The organism is Arthrobacter sp. BI5 (assembly GCF_056680065.1).
On sequence record NZ_CM155264.1, the window covers coordinates 1,586,917 to 1,605,975 of the forward strand.

Consider the following 19,059-nt stretch of genomic DNA (forward strand, 5'->3'; position numbering starts at 1 on the left):
ACCCTTCCGCAGATCCTGCCGGTAGGTCACCGACGCTCCCGCACAAGAGGCTGCTAAAAAGAGAACCCTCCGGCAGCACCGCCGCCAGTCATCGCGACGCTCCCGTACTAGAGGCGCCTGAAGCGGGAAGCTTCCCGCAGGTCGTTCCGGGCCGGCCTGTGAGACTCGCCACCGCGGCGGCCGGCAGCGTCCCTGCCGTTAGCCGGGCGGGGGCGTCTCGCCTAGAATTGATTGAGATGTACGGACTTCGAAGCGCTTGATTTCGGGTTGCGTAGGGAACGAAACACGGAACAGAGCGGCTGCGATTGCGCCAGTGGTCAGCTCATAACAGGAGGAATCCACCATGGCTGAGCACAACGACGGCAACCGCGGCAACGACCGCGGCAACTTCGGCGGGGACCGTAATTCTGGAGGCGGCGGCTTCCGCGGCACGAACAACTCCGGGGGAGACCCCCGTGGTTTCCGGGCCAAGGATGATCGTAAGCCGTTTGGTGATCGTCCTTCGCGTGAGGGCGGGGAGCGTCGCAGCTTCGGTGGCGATCGTGATCGTAAGCCGTTTAGCGGTGGTGGCGATCGTGATCGTAAGCCGTTTAGCGGTGGTGGCGATCGTGACCGTAAGCCGTTTAGCGGTGGTGGTGACCGTGATCGTAAGCCGTTTGGTGATCGTCCGTCGCGTGAGGGCGGTGAGCGTCGCAGCTTTGGTGGCGATCGTGATCGTAAGCCGTTTGGTGATCGTCCGTCGCGTGAGGGCGGTGAGCGTCGCAGCTTCGGTGCCGACCGTGACCGTAAGCCGTTTAGCGGTGGCGGCGACCGTGACCGGAAGCCGTTTGGTGATCGTCCGTCGCGTGAGGGCGGGGAGCGTCGCAGCTTCGGTGCCGACCGTGACCGTAAGCCGTTTAGCGGTGGCGGCGACCGTGACCGGAAGCCGTTTGGTGATCGTCCGTCGCGTGAGGGCGGGGAGCGTCGCAGCTTCGGAGGCGATCGTGATCGTAAGCCGTTTAGCGGTGGAGACAACCGCAAGCCGTTCGGCAACAGGGACGATCGTCCCGCCCGCAGCTTCGACCGCGGCGACTCGGGCCCCCGCACCTTTGGACGGGACCGCGCCGAGGATCGTCCGGTGCGCGAACCGAACGCCAGGGACCTGCGCAGCGCCAACCGTCCGGACCGCGAGCGTTCACCGCAGATCGATGAGGACGTCACGGGTAAGGAACTCGACCGCGCCACGCAGCACCAGATCAAAACCCTCGAGGACCACAGCGCCGAGTGGGTGGCGCGCCACCTTGTGATGGCCGGCCGCCTCCTCGATGAAGAGCCGGAACTCGCCTTCCAGCACGCCCTGGCGGCCAGCCGCCGCGGCGGCCGCCTCGCTGCGGTCCGCGAAGCCGTTGGCCTGACCGCATACGCTGCAGGACACTACGGCGAGGCGCTGCGTGAATTCCGCACCTACCGCCGGATCAGCGGATCCAACATGCACCTGCCGGTGATGGCCGACTGCGAGCGTGGTCTCGGCCGCCCCGACCGCGCCCTGGACATGGCCCGCTCCGAAGAAGCCAAGGACCTCGATGCTCCGGGCAAGGTGGAACTGGCCATCGTCGCGGCCGGCGCCCGCACCGACCTGGGACAGTTCGACGCCGCTGTCTCCGAGTTGGAAATCGCGCAGCTGGACATCAACCGTGCCTTCTCCTACAGCCCGCGGCTCTTCCGTGCCTACGCCGATGCCCTGACCGCAGCCGGCCGTGAAGCCGAAGCCGGGAAGTGGCAGCGGCAGGCCGCCGTCGCCGAGAAGGCCTTGGGCCTGGGCATCGACGAGGAGCCGGACATCATTGACCTCGGCTGGGACGAGGAAGAAGAAGCTCGCGAGGAAGCGCAGCGCCGCCGGACCCTGCAGCAGCAGTCCGAGCAGCAGGCCGCAGCTACCGGCGGTCCCGCACCCCGCGCCGCTGGCGCGGAAGCCGTCGCCGGCCTCCCGGAAACGTCCGCCGCACAGTCTGCCGCCCGTGATCTTGAGGCTGGCTCCGACGACGAAGAGCCGGACTTCTTCGAGTCCGACGACGCCGAGTCGGACGAGGATTCCGTGGAAGCCGACGAACTGGAAAGCGACGGGGTAGAAACCGGCGACCTCGAAGCCGGGGACACCCACGCCGGTGAGTCCCACCGTCCGGAACGCGCCGAGGACTAGTCGCTCATGGCCGAAGCTGAGCTGATTTCCCGGTTCGACGCGCTCCTCGCCGACCTGGATGGCGTCGTCTACGCCGGTCCGCACGCCATCCCCGGCGCGGTGGAGTCGCTCCGCCGGCTCGCCGGCATCGGCGTCGGGCTGGGCTACGTGACCAACAACGCCTCACGCACGCCCGCCGAGGTGGCGCAGCACCTGCGTGACCTCGGCGCCCCCGCCGAAGAGCAGCAGGTGGTGAGCTCCTCCCAGGCCGCCGGTGAGTTGCTTGCCTCGTTGCTGCCTGCCGGTGCCCGGGTGCTGATCACCGGCGGCGACGCGCTGGCCCGCGAAATCGAACTCGCCGGGCTGGTGCCGGTCCGCAGCGAAGCCGAGGACCCCGTCGCCGTCGTGCAGGGGTTCCATCCGGACCTGGGCTGGAAGGACCTGGCGGAGGCGTCCTACGTCGTCGCCGCCGGTGCCCTGTGGGTGGCCACGAACACGGACATGTCCATTCCGCAGGCCCGCGGCATGGCTCCCGGCAACGGCACCCTCGTTGCCGCCGTCGCGGCCGCAACGGGCCGGCAGCCGCAGGTCGCGGGCAAGCCGGAAGCGCCGCTGTTCCACGCCGCGGCCAAGCGGCTGGCTGCCGACCGCCCGCTGGTGGTCGGCGACCGGCTGGATACCGACATCCTCGGCGGCAACAACGCCGGCTTCGCCACGGTGGCGGTGCTTACCGGCGTCGATACGAGGGAATACATCCTCGCCGCGCGCACCCTGGAGCGGCCCACCTTCCTGATCAATGACCTCACCGACCTCTACCGCCCGTACCCGGCGGTGGAGCACGACGGCGGGGGACGCTACCGCTGCGGCGCCGCCTCCGCACTCGTGGACGGGACAACAGTGCGCGTCAGCGGAGACCCTGCGGACCTCGACGCTTGGCGGGCGGCCTGCGCCGCCTGGTGGGCGGCGAACCCCGAGACTGCAACCGCCCAGGCGCCCGGCCTTGAATGGTTGGATCACTAGACTGGAGAGCATGACCGAGCCAAACCCCTCCCTTGACGCCCGCCCGGGCAGCGATGCCGCCAGGCTCGACTGGCCCGAGCCCGCGGGGGACTCCGCCGTTGGCGACCCTGCCGTTGACGCGCTGCTGGGACGCCTCGGTGCGCTGCCGGAACTGCCGGTCCCGGACCACGGCGAGGTTTATGCCGGCCTGCACGACGAGCTGGCGGCAGCCCTCAACGAGGACGTGGCCGGGCAGCCTGCGGGAGACGCGCCACGATGACCAGGCTTGACCAGGCCCTGGTCAGCCGCGGGCTGGCGAGGTCACGTACCCATGCCGCGCGCTTGATCGGCGAAGGAAAAGTCAGTTCCGGGGGCGAGGTGCTGGCCAAGGCTTCGCTGCAGGTGCAGGACGGCATGGACCTGGATGTCGCCGCCGGGGCCGAGGACGACTACGTCAGTCGTGCGGCCCACAAACTGGCCGGTGCCCTGGACGCCTTTCCCGCCGTCGAGGTTTCCGGTAAACGCTGCCTCGACGCCGGGGCCTCCACCGGAGGCTTCACCGAGGTGCTGCTGCGGCGCGGCGCGGCGCATGTCGTGGCCGTCGACGTCGGGCATGACCAGCTGGTACCGCAGATCCGCAGCGACGCCCGGGTCTCGGTCCATGAAGGGCTCAACGTCCGCTACATGACGCCGGAAATGATCGGCGGCCCGGCGGCGCTGACCGTGGCCGACCTGTCCTTCATTTCGCTGACCCTCGTGGTGGCGCCGCTGGCGGCGTGCACCGAGCCGGGCGGGGACCTGGTCCTGATGGTCAAGCCGCAGTTCGAGATCGGCAAAGACCGGCTGGGCCGCACCGGCGTGGTCACCTCCGAGCGGGAACGCCGCCTGGCCGTCACCAAGGTAGCGTCCGCGGCGATGGACGCAGGCCTGGACCTGGCCGGCCTCGCGCAGAGCCCGCTACCCGGCCAGGACGGAAACGTGGAGTACTTCCTGTGGATAAAACGCGGGATCCGGACAGACCTGCCTAAGATCGAGGAGCGGGACGCAGCGGTTGCTGCGCTACTCGGAACAATCTGGTCGTAGCCCTGAAAGCACAAGCAGCACGAGAAGCACTAGAAGGCGGAAACCGATGAGCAGGCGTGTCCTCATCCTTGCCCACACCGGCCGCGAGGAGTCCCTCAAGGCCGCCTGGGAAGCGTGCGCCCAGCTGCACGCCTCCGGCCTTGTCGCCGTGATGCAGAAGTCCGAGCTCAGCGACATGGTCAGGTTCTTTGGCCGGCTGGACCAGCCCGTCGAAGTTCTGCACGACCACGTCAAACTGCCCGACGTCGAACTCGTCATGGTGCTCGGCGGCGACGGCACCATCCTGCGCGCCGCGGAGCTGGTGCGCGAGGTGGACGTGCCGCTGCTCGGCGTGAACCTCGGTCACGTCGGCTTCCTCGCCGAGAGCGAGCGGGCGGACCTTGCCCAGACCGTGGAATGGATCGCCAGCCGCCAGTACACGGTGGAGGAGCGGATGACCATCGACGTGCAGGTGTGGGTCCGCGGGCAAAAGATCTGGCACACCTGGGCGTTAAACGAGGCCGCCATTGAAAAAGGCAACCGGGAACGGATGCTCGAGGTGGTCACCGAGGTCGATGAGCGCCCGCTCACGTCCTTCGGCTGCGACGGCGTCGTCCTCGCCACCCCCACGGGCTCCACCGCCTACGCGTTTTCCGCCGGCGGGCCCGTGGTCTGGCCGGAGGTCGAGGCGCTGTTGATCGTGCCAATCAGCGCCCACGCGCTCTTCGCCAAGCCGCTCGTGGTCTCGCCCCGGTCCCGGCTGGCCGTTGAAATCCTAAACCGCACCGACGCCCAGGGCGTTTTGTGGTGCGACGGCCGGCGCTCGGTGGACCTGCCGCCCGGTGCCCGCGTGGAAGTCACCCGCTCGGCCACCCCGGTCCGGCTGGCCCGCACCCACCAGACCCCCTTCTCCGGCCGCCTGGTCCGCAAATTCGAACTCCCCATCCAGGGCTGGCGCGGCCCCGTTCCGCAGACCGACGCCATCCACACCGGGCCCCTGCCGGTGGTGCGCACCCCGCGGCCCATGCCACCGCTGCCCGCGCCGCGCCATGCGGACCCGGGCGCGGGCCCTGGCGCACCAACCGATCCCTCGACTGCGAAGTGACCCATGCTTGAAGAACTGAGAATCCGCGACCTCGGCGTCATCACCGACGCGACGCTGCCGCTGGGCCCCGGCCTGAGCGTCGTGACCGGCGAGACCGGTGCCGGCAAGACGATGGTGGTCACCGCCGTCGGGCTGCTGCTCGGCGCAAGGTCTGACGCCGGCGCCGTCCGCAGCGGCGCGAAATGCGCCTCCGCTGAAGCCGTGCTGAAGCTCGACGCCGGGCACGCCGCGGTGACCCGTGCGCGCGAGGCCGGCGCGGAGGTGGAGGAGTTCGACGGCGGCGCCGAACTGCTGCTCGCCCGCAGCGTCGGTGCCGACGGGCGCAGCCGCGCCTACCTCGGCGGCCGCGCCGCGCCGGTCGGAGTCCTTGCCGAGATTGGCGGGACGCTGGTGGTGGTCCACGGACAGTCGGACCAGATCCGGCTCAAGAGCCCCGTCGCGCAACGCGAAGCCCTGGACAAGTTCGCGGGGGAGTCCCTCGCCGGATCGCTGGCCGCCTACCAGGAGCTGCACGGGCACTGGAAGGCCAGCCAGGCCGAGCTGGACGAACTCCGCAACGCTGCCCGCGAACGGTTGCGCGAGGCGGAATCGCTCGAAGCCGCGCTGGCCGAGATTGACGCCGTCGACCCGCAACCGGGCGAGGACGAATCGCTCAAGGCCGAGGCCGTCAAGCTGGCCAACGTCGAAGAACTCCGGATTGCAGCCAGCACCGCGCATCAGGCCCTGATCTCCGAGGACTTCGGCGAGGACGCCGACGCCACCACGCTGGTGGACGCCGCAAAGCGCACCCTGGAGCACGTCGCCGAACACGACGGCGAACTGGGCTCCGCCGCTGCCCGGCTGGCCGAAGTCGGCTTCCTGCTCAACGACATCGCCGGCGATCTGGCCAGCTACCAGGCCTCCCTCGACACCGAGGGCCCGGAACGGCTCGCAGAGATCGAGGACCGCCGAGCCGCGCTTGCCAAGCTCGTGCGCAAATACGCGCCCAGCATCGACGAGGTGCTGCTCTGGGCGGAGCAAGCCCGGGCCCGCTACGAGGAACTCCAGGACGACTCCACCCGGATCGAGGCGCTGGGCGCCGAAGTGGCCCGCGCCGAGACGGACCTCCGCAAACAGGCCGCGGCCATCAGCAAGACACGGAAGAAGGCCGCCAAGGACCTCTCCGCCAGGGTCAGTGCCGAGTTGACCGCGTTGGCCATGGCCGACGCCACCCTGGTCATCAACGTGGACCCCGGCGAGCAGCTGGGCCCGTTCGGCACCGACGAGATTGCCTTCCTGCTGCAGCCGCACTCCGGCGCACCGGCCCGGCCGCTGGGCAAGGGTGCCTCCGGCGGTGAACTCTCCCGTGTGATGCTCGCCATCGAGGTGGTGCTGGCCGCCGTCGACCCTGTCCCCACCTTCGTCTTCGACGAGGTCGACGCCGGCGTAGGCGGCCGCGCCGCCGTCGAGATCGGCCGCCGGCTGGCCATGCTCGCCCGGCACGTCCAGGTCCTCGTGGTGACCCACCTGCCGCAGGTGGCCGCCTTCGCCGACCAGCACATCCGGGTCACCAAGACTTCGGTGCGCGGGGCCGACGGCGCGACGGCGACCGGCTTCACCTCCAGCGACGTCCAGCTGCTCGACGAGGCCGAACGGGTCCGCGAGCTGGCCCGTATGCTGGCCGGTCAGGAAGACTCCGAATCGGCCCGGGCACACGCCCAGGAGCTGCTGGACGACGCCAAGCTGCTGCCGCAGGCCTGACCGGCCAGCCTGCGCCGGGCACTGGGATGACCGTCACAGCGGCGTTTTACCGACCCTAGGAAGACCGAATTGATGATAGGCTCAAATTCCGTGGTGCAGCGATCAAATTCCCGTGTAAATTCCCGGTTCCCGGGCTCGTCCAAGACGACCAAACACATCTTCGTAACCGGTGGTGTGGCGTCCTCGCTCGGTAAGGGACTGACGGCTTCGAGCCTCGGTCACCTCCTGCGGGCACGCGGCCTGTCTGTAACTATGCAAAAGCTCGATCCCTATCTGAACGTGGATCCGGGCACGATGAACCCCTTCCAGCACGGCGAAGTCTTCGTGACCGACGACGGCGCCGAGACCGACCTCGATGTCGGCCACTACGAGCGCTTCCTCGATGAAAACCTTGAGGGTTCGGCCAACGTCACGACCGGCCAGGTGTACTCCACGGTCATCGCCAAGGAGCGCCGCGGCGAGTACCTCGGTGACACCGTCCAGGTCATCCCGCACATCACCGATGAGATTAAGCGGCGCATGCGGCTTCCCGCCGAGGGCAAAAACGCCCCCGACGTCATCATCACCGAAATCGGCGGCACGGTCGGCGACATCGAGTCCCAGCCGTTCCTCGAATCTGCCCGCCAGGTCCGCCAGGACGTCGGCCGGAACAACGTGTTCTTCCTGCACGTCTCCCTGGTGCCGTACATCGGGCCGTCGCAGGAGCTCAAGACCAAGCCGACGCAGCACTCCGTCGCCGCGCTGCGCTCCATCGGCATCCAGCCCGAGGCGATCGTGATCCGCTCGGACCGCGAAGTGCCGCAGGCCATGCGGGACAAGATCGGCCGCATGTGCGACGTCGACATCGACGCCGTCATCGGCTGCCCGGACGCACCGAGCATCTATGACATCCCCAAGACGCTGCACTCCCAGGGACTGGACTCCTACATCGTCCGCGCCCTGGACCTGCCGTTCAAGGACGTCGACTGGACCAGCTGGGACAAGCTCCTCGAAGCCGTCCACAACCCCAAGCACGAGGTGGAGATTGCCCTCGTCGGCAAGTACATCGACCTGCCGGACGCCTACCTGTCCGTGACCGAAGCGCTGCGTGCCGGCGGCTTCGCGAACGACACCAAGGTCAAGATCCGCTGGGTCCCCTCGGACGAATGCGACACCCGCGAGGGCGCCGTGAAGTCCCTGGCCGGGGTGGACGCGATCTGCGTCCCCGGCGGCTTCGGCATCCGCGGCCTCGAGGGCAAGCTCGGCGCCTTGAAGTATGCCCGCGAAACCAAGCTCCCGGTCCTGGGCCTGTGCCTGGGCCTGCAGTGCATGGTGATCGAGTACGCCCGCAACGTGGTGGGCCTTGAGGGTGCGTCCTCGTCCGAGTTTGAACCGGACTCCAAGTACCCGGTCATCGCCACGATGGAAGAACAGCTCGACATCGTCGAGGGCAAGGGCGACCTGGGCGGCACCATGCGCCTGGGCCTCTACGAGGCGAAGTTGGACGAGGGTTCGGTCGTCGCCGAGACTTACGGCACCACCACGGTCAGCGAACGCCACCGGCACCGCTACGAGGTCAACAACAAGTACCGCGAGCAGATCGCCGCCCAGGGCCTGGTGTTCTCCGGTACCTCGCCGGACGGCAAGCTGGTCGAGTACGTGGAGCTTCCGCGTGAAGTCCACCCGTACTACGTGGCCACGCAGGCTCACCCGGAGCTGAGCTCACGGCCTACCCGCCCCCACCCGCTGTTCGCGGGGCTGGTCAAGGCTGCCTTGGAGCACCAGCACGGCGCGGACCAGCCGGCCGCAGCCGCCGGCAAGGCTGCTGCCAAGTCGACTCCGGCAGAGTCAAAGTAACTCCCAACTGAATCAAAGGACGGCGCGATGCCCGGTAAGTCTGAGACCCCCAATGCTGCACGGCAGGTTTCGGATGAGCCGAGCCCGCGCCGTCTTTTGTCTTCCGAGAAGGTCTACGAAGGCCGGATCTGGGATGTGGTCAGCGACAGTTTCCAACTGAGCGACGACGGCGAGCCTCTGGTCCGCGACTATATCGACCACCCCGGGGCCGTGGCCGTGTTGCCGATGAACGACGACGGCGAGATCCTCTTGATCAAGCAGTACCGGCACCCGGTCGGCATGGCCCTCTGGGAGATTCCGGCCGGATTGCTCGACGTCGAGGGCGAGGACTTCGTAGCTGGCGCGGCCCGGGAGCTGGCAGAAGAAGCGGACCTCGTGGCCGGGGAGTGGAACGTGCTGGCCGACTTCTTCAACTCGCCGGGGTCCTCCAGCGAGGCCATCCGCATTTACCTGGCCCGGGATTTAACTGACGTTCCCGGTCACGAACTGCATGTCCGCACCGACGAGGAAGCGGAAATAGAGCTGCACTGGATCCCGCTTGACGCGGCCGTCGCGGCGGTGCTGGAGGGGCGGCTGCACAACCCCTCGGCCGTCGTCGGGATCCTCGCCGCCGCCGCGGCCCGCGGTGACGGGTTCCAGGGGCTCCGCCCGGCCGACGCGCCGTGGCCGGCCCACCCCAGCCAGCGCTGATGACCGGACTGCTGGCGGCCGAACCACCCGCCGCTGAGCCCCCCGCGGTCGGGCCTCGCGCCGTCGAGCCTCGCACCGTCGGTGAGCCTGCCCAGGCCGTCGAGCCTCGCGCCGAGCAGCCTGCCCGGCCGCTGACCGCCGTCGACCGGGCCATCACCGACTACCTGCAGCACATGGGGGTGGAGCGCGGACTTGCCGCCAACACCCTCTCCGCGTACCGGCGCGACCTCGCCCGCTACGCTCGGCACCTCGCCAACGCCGGGCGCCGGCGCCCGGAGGAGATCACCCGGCGCGACGTGACAGGCTTCGTGCAGGCGCTCTCCGACGGATCCGACGGCGGGTCTGCGCTGGGCGTGCGCTCTGCAGCCCGCACCGTGGTGGCGGTCCGCGGACTGCACAAATTCTGGGCGTTGGAAGGCGTCACGCCCACCGATCCCGCCAGTGATGTGCACCCGCCGATGCCCGGAAAGCGGCTACCCAAGGCCATCTCGGTGGACGAGGTGACCCGCATCCTGGAAGCGGCCGGAACGGATACCGCCACCGGGCTCCGCGACCGTGCCCTGCTTGAGTTCCTTTACTCCACCGGGGCGCGGATCAGCGAGGCCGTGGGCCTCGACGTCGATGACATCTCGCTGCAGGGCGACGAGTCCGGCGACGGGCCCGGCGGCGGCGTGCCGGGCACCGCCGGGCCGGGCACCGCCGGTCCGGCGATCGTCCGGCTGTTCGGCAAGGGGTCCAAGGAGCGGTTGGTGCCGCTGGGATCGTATGGGGCCCGTGCCCTCGACGCTTACCTGGTCCGCGGCCGGCCGCTGCTCGCGGCCAAGGGCAAAGGCACTCCTGCGCTGTTCCTGAACGCGCGGGGCGGCCGGATCAGCCGGCAAAGCGCCTGGACTATCCTCAAGGCCGCCGCCGAGAAGGCTAACATCACCAAAGACGTTTCGCCCCACACCCTTAGGCATTCCTTCGCCACGCACCTACTGGAGGGCGGGGCGGATGTGCGTGTGGTGCAGGAACTGTTGGGCCACGCTTCCGTAACCACCACGCAGGTCTACACTCTGGTCACAGCCGATACCCTGCGCGAGATCTACGCCGCTGCGCATCCGAGGGCGCTGGGCTGAGGCAGCTGGGCCGGCGGCAGGGCCCGCGGCTGGCCCGCGGCCGACGCAACCCCGTCGCGACCTCATCGACCTGGCGACACCATCAAGATTGTCGGTGGTGCGTGATGCCATGTGGGTATGAAAAGCGTTGCTTGGAATGCGGGAACCGGTGCGGGGACAGGTGCAGCGGCTGGGGCGGCCGCCGTCGCCGCCGATGCCGTGCCCGGTGCTGCGTCCGCCACCACTTCTTTGGCCGGTCATGTAGCCCGGTCAAGCGCGGCTATCGCACCTTTATTGTCGGTGCCCGTGTCTAGGCTGGTGGTATGAAAAGCGGGGCGGCTTTGAGTGCGGAGATCGGTGCGGCGGCGGCGGCCGTCGCGGCGTCTTCTGCCGCGTTGGCTGCCCTGTTGGAGGGCATCGGTACCGGTGATGCGGCCGATCCGTTGTGTGAGGTGTCGGTGGCGTGCCTGGACGGGTTGGCGGAGGTGGCCCGCACTGAATCCCGGCTCGCGGCGTTGAAGGGTTTGCTGACCGCGGGGTACGTGCGCTCGTCCGGGGCCCTGGCGGGGCCGGCGGCGAACCTGCGGGACGCCACGGTCCAGGAGATGTCAACGGTCGCGGAGATCGCGTGTGTGTTGACGGTCAGCGAACGCAGCGCCGGGGCGCTGATCTGCGATTCCCTGGCCCTGACGGAGGTGCTGCCGCTGACCCTGGCAGCCTTGCAGGGCGGTGAGCTGTCGTGGCAGCACGCCCGGATCATGGTCGATGAGGCCGCGAACCTGGATGCGGCCGGGGCCGCGGCGCTGGAAGGGCATTTCCTGGACCCGGACGCGCCGAACCCGGCCCGGGGCTGCCCGGCCGGGGAACTGGTGCCGGGCCGGTTCCGGGCGAAAGCGCGCACCTGGCGCGAACGCCACCACCCGGTCAGCATCGAAGCACGGCACGTGAAAGGCGCGGCGGACCGGCGGGTCGAGTTCTGCCCGGACCGGGACGGCATGGCCTGGTTGCACGCGTACCTGCCCGCGCACACGGCCGCGGGGATCTGGGAACGGTCCACGACGGCGGCCCGGGCGCTGCAGGGCCCGGCCGAGACCCGGACCCTGGCCCAGCTCCGCGCCGACGTCGCCGCGGCCCTGCTCCTGACCAACAACCTCCCCGCCACCACCAGCCCCACCAGGACCGGCGCCACCAGCCCCGGCGCCGGCGGGGCGCCCGGCACGGGCGCTGGCACCGGCAGCGCGGCCGTCACCGGCTCCGGCAGCGGGGCAACCACCACGGGCGCCGGCGCCGACGCCGACGCCGACGCGGACGCCATCGGCGGCGTGGGTGTGGGCTTGTCCGGGTGTGTGCCGGTTCCGCGGGCGCAGGTCCTCGTCACCGTCCCGGTGCTGTCCCTGCTGGGCGTGACCGAGGAGCCGGCGGTGCTGGACGGGTACGGGCCGATCCCGCCCTCGATGGCCCGGCGCCTGGTCGCCGAGGGGGACGGGTCGTTCTACCGGGTCCTGACCGACCCGCGCGACGGGGCGCCGCTGGAGATCGGCCGGACCAGCTACCGGCTGCCCAAAGCGATGCGGCAATGGTTACGGCTGCGGGACGGGAAGTGCTCGTTCCCGGGCTGCAACAACCCGTCGCTGGACAACGAAGCGGACCACCTCCTGGCCTGGGCCGACGGCGGGGCCACCGGGATCAGCAACCTGGGCCAGCACTGCCGCAAACACCACGGCCTCAAACACACCACCGCCTGGACCCCCACCCCCGCCACCCCCACCAAACCGCCCGGCTGGGTCTCACCCACAGGCCGCACCTACGCCAGCGAACAACAAGACTGGGAACCACCCCACTGGCCCGCTGACTTCCCCCTCACCGACAACACCCCGCCGCCGGGCAACACCACGGCCCCAGTTGAGCTGAACCAAGTCCTGTCGCCGGACCCCGGCGGCTACCCCGACCCCGGCCTGCCCGCGGACCCGTTCCCGGACGCCGGCGGCTATCCCGACCCGGACCCGTTCCCGGAGCTTGGCGGCTACCTCGACCCGGGCCTGCCGACGGACCCGTTCCCGGACTGGTACCACTTCACCGCCCGAGACGAACCAACCGACCAAGACCCGGCCGATAAAGCCTGGCCGGACATGCCCCCGGATCCGTTTCCGGACTGGCAACTGTCTACGTCAGGGCGCCGCCTACCCGAGAGTCTTCTGCTCCAGGGTGCCGAATAGACCGTAGGTTGCCGGGAGCACGTCATCGGGTATGACGTCTGCAGACATACGATGTCGGATCGGTTGCGGCCGGATCCTATGTTCCAGGCAGGACTGGCTATCGCACCATGCGGGCGTCGACGAGCATTGGTGCGCCGGGGTCTGTCTGGCCCGTTCCATCAAAATTGAACCCGTTGCGCCGGTAGAAGGCCACCGCACGCGGATTTTCCTTTGCGACCCACAGCATGGCTGGACCATCACCCGCCGTCGCATCAAGCAATGCCTGACCTACTCCGGCGCCGTAGGACTCTGCCGCCACGTAGATGCTAAACAATTGACGGTCGCGCACGAGCGCCTGGCCTTCCGGCCCGATGCTGGGACCGAGCGCAAGGTGAAGGACATGACGACTTCCTCCCAGAATCCCCGCATCCGGGAAGTTTGTTGTCGGTCTGTGTAAGAAAACAACCTTCGCGGGACACTTAGTCTTCAGGAAGAAGATCAGAAAGAAGTCATCCGATGTCCGGGGGAGTACCATGTTGGCGGCTAAAGAGCAAGCGTTTATCGATCTGCACACTCAACACTCCGCGCAGGTATACCGCTATATTGCCTTCCGTATCAGCGACCGGCACCGCGCCGAGGAACTGACCGCCGACGTTTTCAGGATTGCGTGGGAAAAGCAGCTTTCGGAACCACCCGGCATTGGCTGGCTGTTAGCGACGGCCCGGAATGTGATCGGCAATGAGTACAAAGGTCGACGGCGCCGCCAGGAACTGCTCGACCGGCTCCAGGATGAGGCCCGCAGCCAAATCCCCGGTCCGGACACGGAAGAGCGTTCGGCAGTGGCGGACGTCCTGGTCCAACTCAGGGAGCGGGACCGCGAGGTCCTCATGCTCAGCTACTGGGATGAACTCCCCACGGCTGAACTGGCCCAGGTGCTCGGATGTTCCACTTCTGCCGCCGCAGTCCGCCTCCACCGGGCGCGTCGGGCGTTCGCGAAAGCCGCCCCCGCCCATCTCATGAACGAACGGAAGGACTAGCCATGGACCGCATCGAAGAGCTCATGAAGAATGCCAAGCCACGGGTCGGAGCACCGGGTGCAGCCACCGAAAGCGACTCTGTCCGCTCGATCGTCTCGACCACGGATCCGAACGTTGTCCACCTGGCGGAGCGCACGCCGGCAGGGCGAACGCCGGCACGACGCAAAACCGTCCGGGCCGCGGCGGCAACGGTGATGGCCGCTGCGGCTGTCGTTGCCGCAGTGGTTATCGGCGGGAACCTGATGCCGCAATCGGCGCCCGGCCCTGCGCAGACCGGCGTCCCGACGACGACCGCCTCCACCAGCCCCTCACCGGGTCCTGCCAGCCCCTCACCAAGCCCCGCCAGCCCCTCCGTGCCCACGTCCACTGCCGCTCCCGCTCCAACGAATGCCGCAGCGTTGAGCACTGGCGGCGTCGCGTGCACCCTGTCCAATATCGACCAGCAACGCAATGACCAGACCCGTGCCATCACGGCGATACCCGCCGCCGAGCAGGCTTATTACACAGTGCTGGGCTGCGCTGACGGTTGGCTGGCCTACTCCATTTCCGATGATGGCGTCCGGGCGCTCCACCTCGACGGCGGCAACGCGTGGTACAAGATTGCCAAGCTGCAAAACGGCCGTTTCCTCTGTGATGTCCGGCAAGAGTGGGCCTATGTTTTCAACTGGGAGTTCCAGGCGACGAACAATCAGGGACTCACTGCGCAGCAGGCCATGGACAAAGAATTTGCAGCCAAAGGAATTCCGGTCAAACTCCGGCCCAAGCTGGTCGGCGACGGCCCGGCAGCCAAGTAGCCGCTAGCGTCCGGCGCCGGCTATAGGCTGGAGCACATGCAGCTTACGCCGGTCACTCTCTGTTTCCTGCTCCGCGACTGCCCCAGCGGCACCGAAGTGCTGCTGGGGCTGAAGCGGACCGGCTTCGGCATCGGCAAGATCGTCGGCATCGGCGGTCACGTGGAGCCGGGGGAGAGCGACGCGGAAGCCGTCGTCCGCGAGGTGTGGGAAGAAGTCGGCCTGGAGGTGAGCCAGGAGGACCTGGCCCACGCCGGCGTCGTCGAATTCATTTTCCCGGCCCGGCCGGAGTGGAACATGTCCTGCCGCCTCTTCACCGCCCGGAAATGGAGCGGCGAAGCGGCTGAGAGCCGGGAAATCACCCCCGAGTGGTTCAGCGTCGAAGCCCTCCCGCTGCACCGAATGTGGCAGGACGCTGAGCACTGGCTTCCGCCGGCGCTGGCAGGCGAAACGATCGACGTCGTCGTTGTCCTCAATGAGGACAACGAGACTGTGGCGTCAATCCGCTATCCCTCCACCAAGGGCTGAGCCCGCGCCCCAGGGCTGAGCCCGCGCTCCCGCCGAATAATTCCGCGACTCGAAACGGCGGTGCGGTCTATGCCGGGTCGCGCCCGGTAGCCTAGGCTTCGAGCGGTGCCCGACGGTGATCGGGCACTTCGGTAGCTCACCGGCAAGCGGCACACGAATCAATTCGGGGGAACGGCATGTACTCAAGTAATCGCGATCATACGGGCGCGGACCTATACGACGAGGAGCCGCCGCCCGGACCCGGTGCGCGCCGTCGCTGGCCGCTGGCTGCTGCCGTCGTTATCGTCGCCCTGGCGGCCGTCGCCGGGGGTGTTGCCGTGGCCGGCAACTTCCGGTCCGCAGACCCCGCCCCCGCAGCGGCCTCGACGGCCGCAGTGGCGGCGCCGACCGAGTCCGCTTCCCTGACGACGACGCCGTCGTCCACCGTGGCGGCATCGGAATCCGCGACGCCATCGGCCTCCGCAACCTCCTCGACCTCGGCTTCGGCCACCCCCGCACCTTCGCCCGGAGCCTGGCGGACCTTCACGAGTGCGGACGGGAAAATCAGCTTTGACTACCCGGCCGCCTGGAGCGTTGCCGCCCCGGCCGGGGCCGCCGGGTCCGGAGCCGTCGACGTTGACGTCGCCAATGAGGCTGGCATCGTGGTGGCCTCCCTGTACTCCGGGCCGTACGGCGGGATCGGCGGCGCCTGCCAGAGTCCGGTGTCGTACGTCGTTCTGGACTCGGTCGACGTCGACGTCCCGTACCAGCCCACCAAGGGCTCCGTCACCCCACGGTTCACCTTCCGTGTCCTGCAGGAGGCCGACCATGTGACGGCATCCTACGGCCTGACCAGCTTCCCGGCCGGGCAGAACGGCATGACTTGCATGTTCTACAACGTCGTTAACGGGCCCGCCGATTCGCCGCTCTTTTCGTTTGCGGACGCCTTCCAGGTCAACGCCGGCGGCACGGAGCAGACCCTGAACCACAAGGGAGCCAAAACATTCCCCTCCCTGGACGCTGCGCGGGCCTACATGCAGACGTCCGAGTACCTGAACGCGAAACGCATGATCACCTCGCTGAAGGTCAGCGCCGGCTAACCCGCCTGCAGATGCGGGACTAGCAACCAAACCAACAAAAAGCGCGGGCCGGCCACCTCCAAGAGTGAACTGCTCCCCGAAAGTTGAACTGAGAATTCAGTTCTGACTTTCGGGGAGCAGTTTTATGCATGGAAGAAGTTCGTTGTCCGAGGGGCAGCGCGAGGCCGCGGTAGCGTTGTTTGAGGCAGGCTGGGGAGACAGGGCTGTGGCGAACCGGCTCGGGGTTAGCAGAAAGCCGATCGGTCGTTTGCTTGACCGTTGGCGAGTGCGTGGAGGATCGACACTGGTGTATAAACCAACGAAGCGAGTGTTTACGTTCGAGTTCAAGCTCGATGTTGTTCGGCGGGATCTTGCCGGCGAGAACCGGGTGGCTCTCGCGAAGGAATTGGGGTTGTCTTCCCCGGTGCTGATTCGTAGGTGGACGCAGCTTTACCGGGAGCAGGGCGAAGACGGGCTTCGTCCGAGGGCCAAGGGCCGCCCGAAGGGAAGTCCGGGCACTGCCGGCAAGCCCGAATCAGAGCTCCAGCGCCTGCGCCGTGAGAACGAGCGCCTGCGCGCCGAGGTTGCCTTCCTGGGAAAAGTGCAGGCCTTGAGAAACGAGGAACGGCGGTAATCGTCCGCGCCGTTATCGCTCTCAAGGCTGACCACCGCCTCGAGCTGCTCCTGGACGTTGCCGGGTTGGCCCGGTCGACGTTCTTCTATCACCAGGCACGTCTGCAAGAACCTGATCCTCAGGAGCTCCTCAAGGCCGAGGTCACTGACATCTTCGAGAAGAACCATGGCCGATATGGGCACCGCCGCATCCACAGTGAGCTGCTCAAGCAAGGGTGGACGGTTGCGAAGAAGACCGTGTTGAAGGTGATGCGCGTCCTCGGGCTGGTCTGCAAGGTCCGGCGGAAGAAGCGCTACAACTCCTACAAAGGTGAACAGGGCCGGGTTGCCCCTAATCTCCTGAACCGCGAGTTTGACGCCACAGCCCCGAACCAGAAGTGGGTGACTGATGTGACCGAATTCAGCGTCGGTGACCAGAAGCTCTACCTTTCCCCGGTCATGGACCTCTTTGATCGGCAGATCATCTCCTACACCATTGGCACATCCCCCAACCTGGCGCTCACCAACACTTCTCTGCAGCAAGCCCTGACCTGTCTTCACCCTGGCCAGCAACCGCTGGTGCATTCGGATCAGGGATTCCAATACCAGCACATCTCCTGGCGTGGGCTCCTTGAGGGCGCTGGCGCCGTGCAGTCAATGTCCCGCAAGGCCAACTGCTACGACAACGCGGTAATGGAGAATTTCTTCGGCCATCTCAAGGAAGAACTCTTCCACCGGGTCCGGTTCCTCAGCACTGATGCACTGGCAACGGCCCTGCACGAGTACCTCCGCTGGTACAACAACGACCGAATCTCGACAAAGCTAAAGGGCCTGAGCCCGGTGCAATACCGAGCCCAGGCCCTCGCGGCTTAGGATCTTACTTGGCCAGTCCAACTTTCGGGGACCAGTTCAGAGGTGGCCGGCCCGCGCTTTTTACTGCCGCGAAGGGACTACGGCAGGTGCCGTTCTTCCACACCGTTGTATTCGCTCAGCGGGCGGATCAGCGAGTTCGAGTCCAGCTGCTCCATGATGTGCGCGGTCCAGCCGGTGATCCGGCTGGCCACGAACAGGGGAGTGAAGGTGGGGGTATCGAAGCCCATCAGGTGGTACGTGGGTCCGGCGGGGTAGTCAAGGTTCGGCTTGATGGCCTTCGCCTCGTCCATCGCCGCCTCAAGTCCGTTGTAGAGCCCCAGCAGCTCCGGACGGCCGTAGTGCGCAATCATCTTGTCCAGGGCGGCCTTCATGGTCGGAACCCGGGAGTCGCCGTGCTTGTACACGCGGTGGCCGAAGCCCATAACCTTCTTCTTGTGCGCCAGGGCATCTTCCATCCAGGCCTTCGCCCGGACCGCCGCCTCCTCCAGCGATTCCTCCTGCCGGATGCCGATCTCGTCGAAGGTGTGCATCACGGCCTCGTTCGCGCCGCCGTGCAGCGGGCCCTTCAGGGCGCCGATCGCGCCGGTCACGGCCGAGTGCAGATCCGAAAGCGTCGAGGTAATCACCCGCGCCGTGAAGGTCGAGGCGTTGAACGAGTGCTCGGCGTACAGGATCATCGAGACGTTGAAGGCCTCGACGACTTCCGGCACCTGCTCCTCGCCGAAGGCCATCCAAAGGAAGTTCGCCGAATAGCCCAGATCCTCCCGCGGCTCCACGAGCTCCTGGCCGTGCCGCCGGCGCTGGTCGTAGGCCACCACCGCCGGCATCGCGGCGAACAGGTCCACGGCCTTGGCCATGTTGGCCTCCCGCGAGGAATCCTCGGCAAGGGGGTGCCGGGCACCCATCACCGAAGCCGCGGTCCGGCAGACATCCATTGGGTGCGAGGTCACGGGCAGTGCGTCGATGACCTGCTTGACCACCGGGTCCAGGACGCGGCCGGCGCGTTCGGCGCGCGTGAACTCCGCCAGCTGCTCTTCCGTGGGCAGCTCACCGTTCCAGAGCAGGTAGGCCACTTCCTCGAAGCTGCACTTGGCGGCCAGCTCCTGGACGGGGTAGCCGCGGTACAGCAGGGAATTGGTGTCCGGGTTGACCTTGGACACCGCGGTGTAGTCCACCACAACGCCGGCAAGGCCCTTTTTGATCTCATTTTCAGCCATGCTGAAACTCCTTTGTTCCTAACGCCTGTTGACCGGCCGGGGCCGGCAGTCCGGTGGGGTG

Annotated in this window: 18 protein-coding genes; 16 read left to right on the top strand and 2 right to left on the bottom strand. The window is 67.7% G+C overall.

The window, feature by feature from the left end; translation table 11 throughout:
• Positions 1 to 343 precede the first annotated feature (343 nt).
• The 10 genes from AC1MED_RS07200 to AC1MED_RS07245 all read left to right on the top strand — a co-directional run bounded on the left by AC1MED_RS07200 (position 344) and on the right by AC1MED_RS07245 (position 12,903).
• On the top strand, positions 344 to 2,179 hold the full coding sequence (locus AC1MED_RS07200; RefSeq protein ID WP_479786208.1) for a tetratricopeptide repeat protein: 1,836 nt from the start codon (positions 344 to 346) through the stop codon (positions 2,177 to 2,179).
• Between the two features lie 6 nt (positions 2,180 to 2,185).
• Positions 2,186 to 3,178 carry an HAD-IIA family hydrolase gene (locus AC1MED_RS07205; RefSeq protein ID WP_479786209.1) on the top strand — a complete coding sequence of 331 codons (993 nt, stop codon included), beginning with the start codon at positions 2,186 to 2,188 and terminating at the stop codon, positions 3,176 to 3,178.
• Between the two features lie 10 nt (positions 3,179 to 3,188).
• Positions 3,189 to 3,437, top strand: a complete 249-nt coding sequence (locus AC1MED_RS07210; RefSeq protein WP_479786210.1) for a hypothetical protein — start codon at positions 3,189 to 3,191, stop codon at positions 3,435 to 3,437.
• Positions 3,434 to 4,240 carry a TlyA family RNA methyltransferase gene (locus AC1MED_RS07215; protein ID WP_479786211.1) on the top strand — a complete coding sequence of 269 codons (807 nt, stop codon included), beginning with the start codon at positions 3,434 to 3,436 and terminating at the stop codon, positions 4,238 to 4,240. Before AC1MED_RS07210 ends, AC1MED_RS07215 begins: the two co-directional genes overlap by 4 nt.
• Positions 4,241 to 4,286: 46 nt before the next feature.
• Positions 4,287 to 5,324 carry an NAD kinase gene (locus tag AC1MED_RS07220; RefSeq protein ID WP_346959119.1) on the top strand — a complete coding sequence of 346 codons (1,038 nt, stop codon included), beginning with the start codon at positions 4,287 to 4,289 and terminating at the stop codon, positions 5,322 to 5,324.
• A 3-nt stretch (positions 5,325 to 5,327) separates the two neighbouring features.
• Positions 5,328 to 7,064, top strand: coding sequence for a DNA repair protein RecN (recN, locus tag AC1MED_RS07225; RefSeq protein ID WP_479786212.1), 1,737 nt, complete (start codon positions 5,328 to 5,330; stop codon positions 7,062 to 7,064).
• A 72-nt stretch (positions 7,065 to 7,136) separates the two neighbouring features.
• Positions 7,137 to 8,900, top strand: a complete 1,764-nt coding sequence (locus AC1MED_RS07230; RefSeq protein ID WP_479786599.1) for a CTP synthase — start codon at positions 7,137 to 7,139, stop codon at positions 8,898 to 8,900.
• A gap of 27 nt (positions 8,901 to 8,927) precedes the next feature.
• Complete coding sequence (locus tag AC1MED_RS07235) at positions 8,928 to 9,590, top strand: NUDIX domain-containing protein (RefSeq protein ID WP_479786213.1); 663 nt, start codon at positions 8,928 to 8,930, stop codon at positions 9,588 to 9,590.
• Entirely contained in the window at positions 9,590 to 10,708 is a 1,119-nt protein-coding gene (gene xerD, locus AC1MED_RS07240; protein ID WP_479786214.1) for a site-specific tyrosine recombinase XerD, read from the top strand. The genes AC1MED_RS07235 and xerD overlap by 1 nt, the downstream gene beginning before the upstream one ends.
• A 302-nt stretch (positions 10,709 to 11,010) precedes the next feature.
• On the top strand, positions 11,011 to 12,903 hold the full coding sequence (locus AC1MED_RS07245; RefSeq protein WP_479786215.1) for an HNH endonuclease signature motif containing protein: 1,893 nt from the start codon (positions 11,011 to 11,013) through the stop codon (positions 12,901 to 12,903).
• 97 nt (positions 12,904 to 13,000) lie between these two features.
• Here AC1MED_RS07245 and AC1MED_RS07250 read toward each other — a convergent pair whose 3' ends face one another.
• Entirely contained in the window at positions 13,001 to 13,417 is a 417-nt protein-coding gene (locus AC1MED_RS07250) for a GNAT family N-acetyltransferase (protein ID WP_479786216.1), read from the bottom strand.
• Between AC1MED_RS07250 and AC1MED_RS07255 the strand changes: the two genes are divergently transcribed.
• The 6 genes from AC1MED_RS07255 to AC1MED_RS07280 all read left to right on the top strand — a co-directional run bounded on the left by AC1MED_RS07255 (position 13,416) and on the right by AC1MED_RS07280 (position 17,781).
• Positions 13,416 to 13,919 (top strand): RNA polymerase sigma factor, encoded by a 504-nt coding sequence (locus tag AC1MED_RS07255; protein WP_346959114.1) that lies wholly within the window; start codon positions 13,416 to 13,418, stop codon positions 13,917 to 13,919. The two genes, AC1MED_RS07250 and AC1MED_RS07255, sit on opposite strands and share 2 nt — an antisense overlap.
• A 2-nt stretch (positions 13,920 to 13,921) precedes the next feature.
• Positions 13,922 to 14,713, top strand: a complete 792-nt coding sequence (locus AC1MED_RS07260; RefSeq protein ID WP_479786217.1) for a hypothetical protein — start codon at positions 13,922 to 13,924, stop codon at positions 14,711 to 14,713.
• A 36-nt stretch (positions 14,714 to 14,749) separates the two neighbouring features.
• Entirely contained in the window at positions 14,750 to 15,238 is a 489-nt protein-coding gene (locus AC1MED_RS07265) for an 8-oxo-dGTP diphosphatase (RefSeq protein WP_479786218.1), read from the top strand.
• A 176-nt stretch (positions 15,239 to 15,414) separates the two neighbouring features.
• Positions 15,415 to 16,317: a hypothetical protein gene (locus AC1MED_RS07270; RefSeq protein WP_479786219.1), complete on the top strand. Its 903-nt coding sequence runs from the start codon at positions 15,415 to 15,417 to the stop codon at positions 16,315 to 16,317.
• Positions 16,318 to 16,603: 286 nt separating this feature from the next.
• Entirely contained in the window at positions 16,604 to 16,930 is a 327-nt protein-coding gene (locus AC1MED_RS07275; RefSeq protein WP_479783105.1) for a helix-turn-helix domain-containing protein, read from the top strand.
• 50 nt (positions 16,931 to 16,980) lie between these two features.
• Positions 16,981 to 17,781, top strand: coding sequence for an IS3 family transposase (locus AC1MED_RS07280; RefSeq protein ID WP_479786601.1), 801 nt, complete (start codon positions 16,981 to 16,983; stop codon positions 17,779 to 17,781).
• A 77-nt stretch (positions 17,782 to 17,858) separates the two neighbouring features.
• On the opposite strand, the gene AC1MED_RS07285 is transcribed toward AC1MED_RS07280, so the two are convergent.
• Complete coding sequence (locus AC1MED_RS07285) at positions 17,859 to 18,998, bottom strand: bifunctional 2-methylcitrate synthase/citrate synthase (protein ID WP_479786220.1); 1,140 nt, start codon at positions 18,996 to 18,998, stop codon at positions 17,859 to 17,861.
• Positions 18,999 to 19,059: the final 61 nt, after the last annotated feature.

Coding starts and splice junctions, on each gene's coding strand:
- AC1MED_RS07230 (WP_479786599.1), top strand. CDS start 7,137: ATGATAGGCTCAAATTCCGTGGTGCAGCGATCAAATTCCCGTGTAAAT.
- AC1MED_RS07285 (WP_479786220.1), bottom strand. CDS start 18,998: ATGGCTGAAAATGAGATCAAAAAGGGCCTTGCCGGCGTTGTGGTGGAC.
- AC1MED_RS07260 (WP_479786217.1), top strand. CDS start 13,922: ATGGACCGCATCGAAGAGCTCATGAAGAATGCCAAGCCACGGGTCGGA.
- AC1MED_RS07215 (WP_479786211.1), top strand. CDS start 3,434: ATGACCAGGCTTGACCAGGCCCTGGTCAGCCGCGGGCTGGCGAGGTCA.
- AC1MED_RS07220 (WP_346959119.1), top strand. CDS start 4,287: ATGAGCAGGCGTGTCCTCATCCTTGCCCACACCGGCCGCGAGGAGTCC.
- AC1MED_RS07270 (WP_479786219.1), top strand. CDS start 15,415: ATGTACTCAAGTAATCGCGATCATACGGGCGCGGACCTATACGACGAG.
- AC1MED_RS07200 (WP_479786208.1), top strand. CDS start 344: ATGGCTGAGCACAACGACGGCAACCGCGGCAACGACCGCGGCAACTTC.
- AC1MED_RS07205 (WP_479786209.1), top strand. CDS start 2,186: ATGGCCGAAGCTGAGCTGATTTCCCGGTTCGACGCGCTCCTCGCCGAC.
- AC1MED_RS07265 (WP_479786218.1), top strand. CDS start 14,750: ATGCAGCTTACGCCGGTCACTCTCTGTTTCCTGCTCCGCGACTGCCCC.
- AC1MED_RS07210 (WP_479786210.1), top strand. CDS start 3,189: ATGACCGAGCCAAACCCCTCCCTTGACGCCCGCCCGGGCAGCGATGCC.
- AC1MED_RS07235 (WP_479786213.1), top strand. CDS start 8,928: ATGCCCGGTAAGTCTGAGACCCCCAATGCTGCACGGCAGGTTTCGGAT.
- recN (WP_479786212.1), top strand. CDS start 5,328: ATGCTTGAAGAACTGAGAATCCGCGACCTCGGCGTCATCACCGACGCG.
- xerD (WP_479786214.1), top strand. CDS start 9,590: ATGACCGGACTGCTGGCGGCCGAACCACCCGCCGCTGAGCCCCCCGCG.
- AC1MED_RS07245 (WP_479786215.1), top strand. CDS start 11,011: ATGAAAAGCGGGGCGGCTTTGAGTGCGGAGATCGGTGCGGCGGCGGCG.
- AC1MED_RS07250 (WP_479786216.1), bottom strand. CDS start 13,417: ATGGTACTCCCCCGGACATCGGATGACTTCTTTCTGATCTTCTTCCTG.
- AC1MED_RS07255 (WP_346959114.1), top strand. CDS start 13,416: ATGTTGGCGGCTAAAGAGCAAGCGTTTATCGATCTGCACACTCAACAC.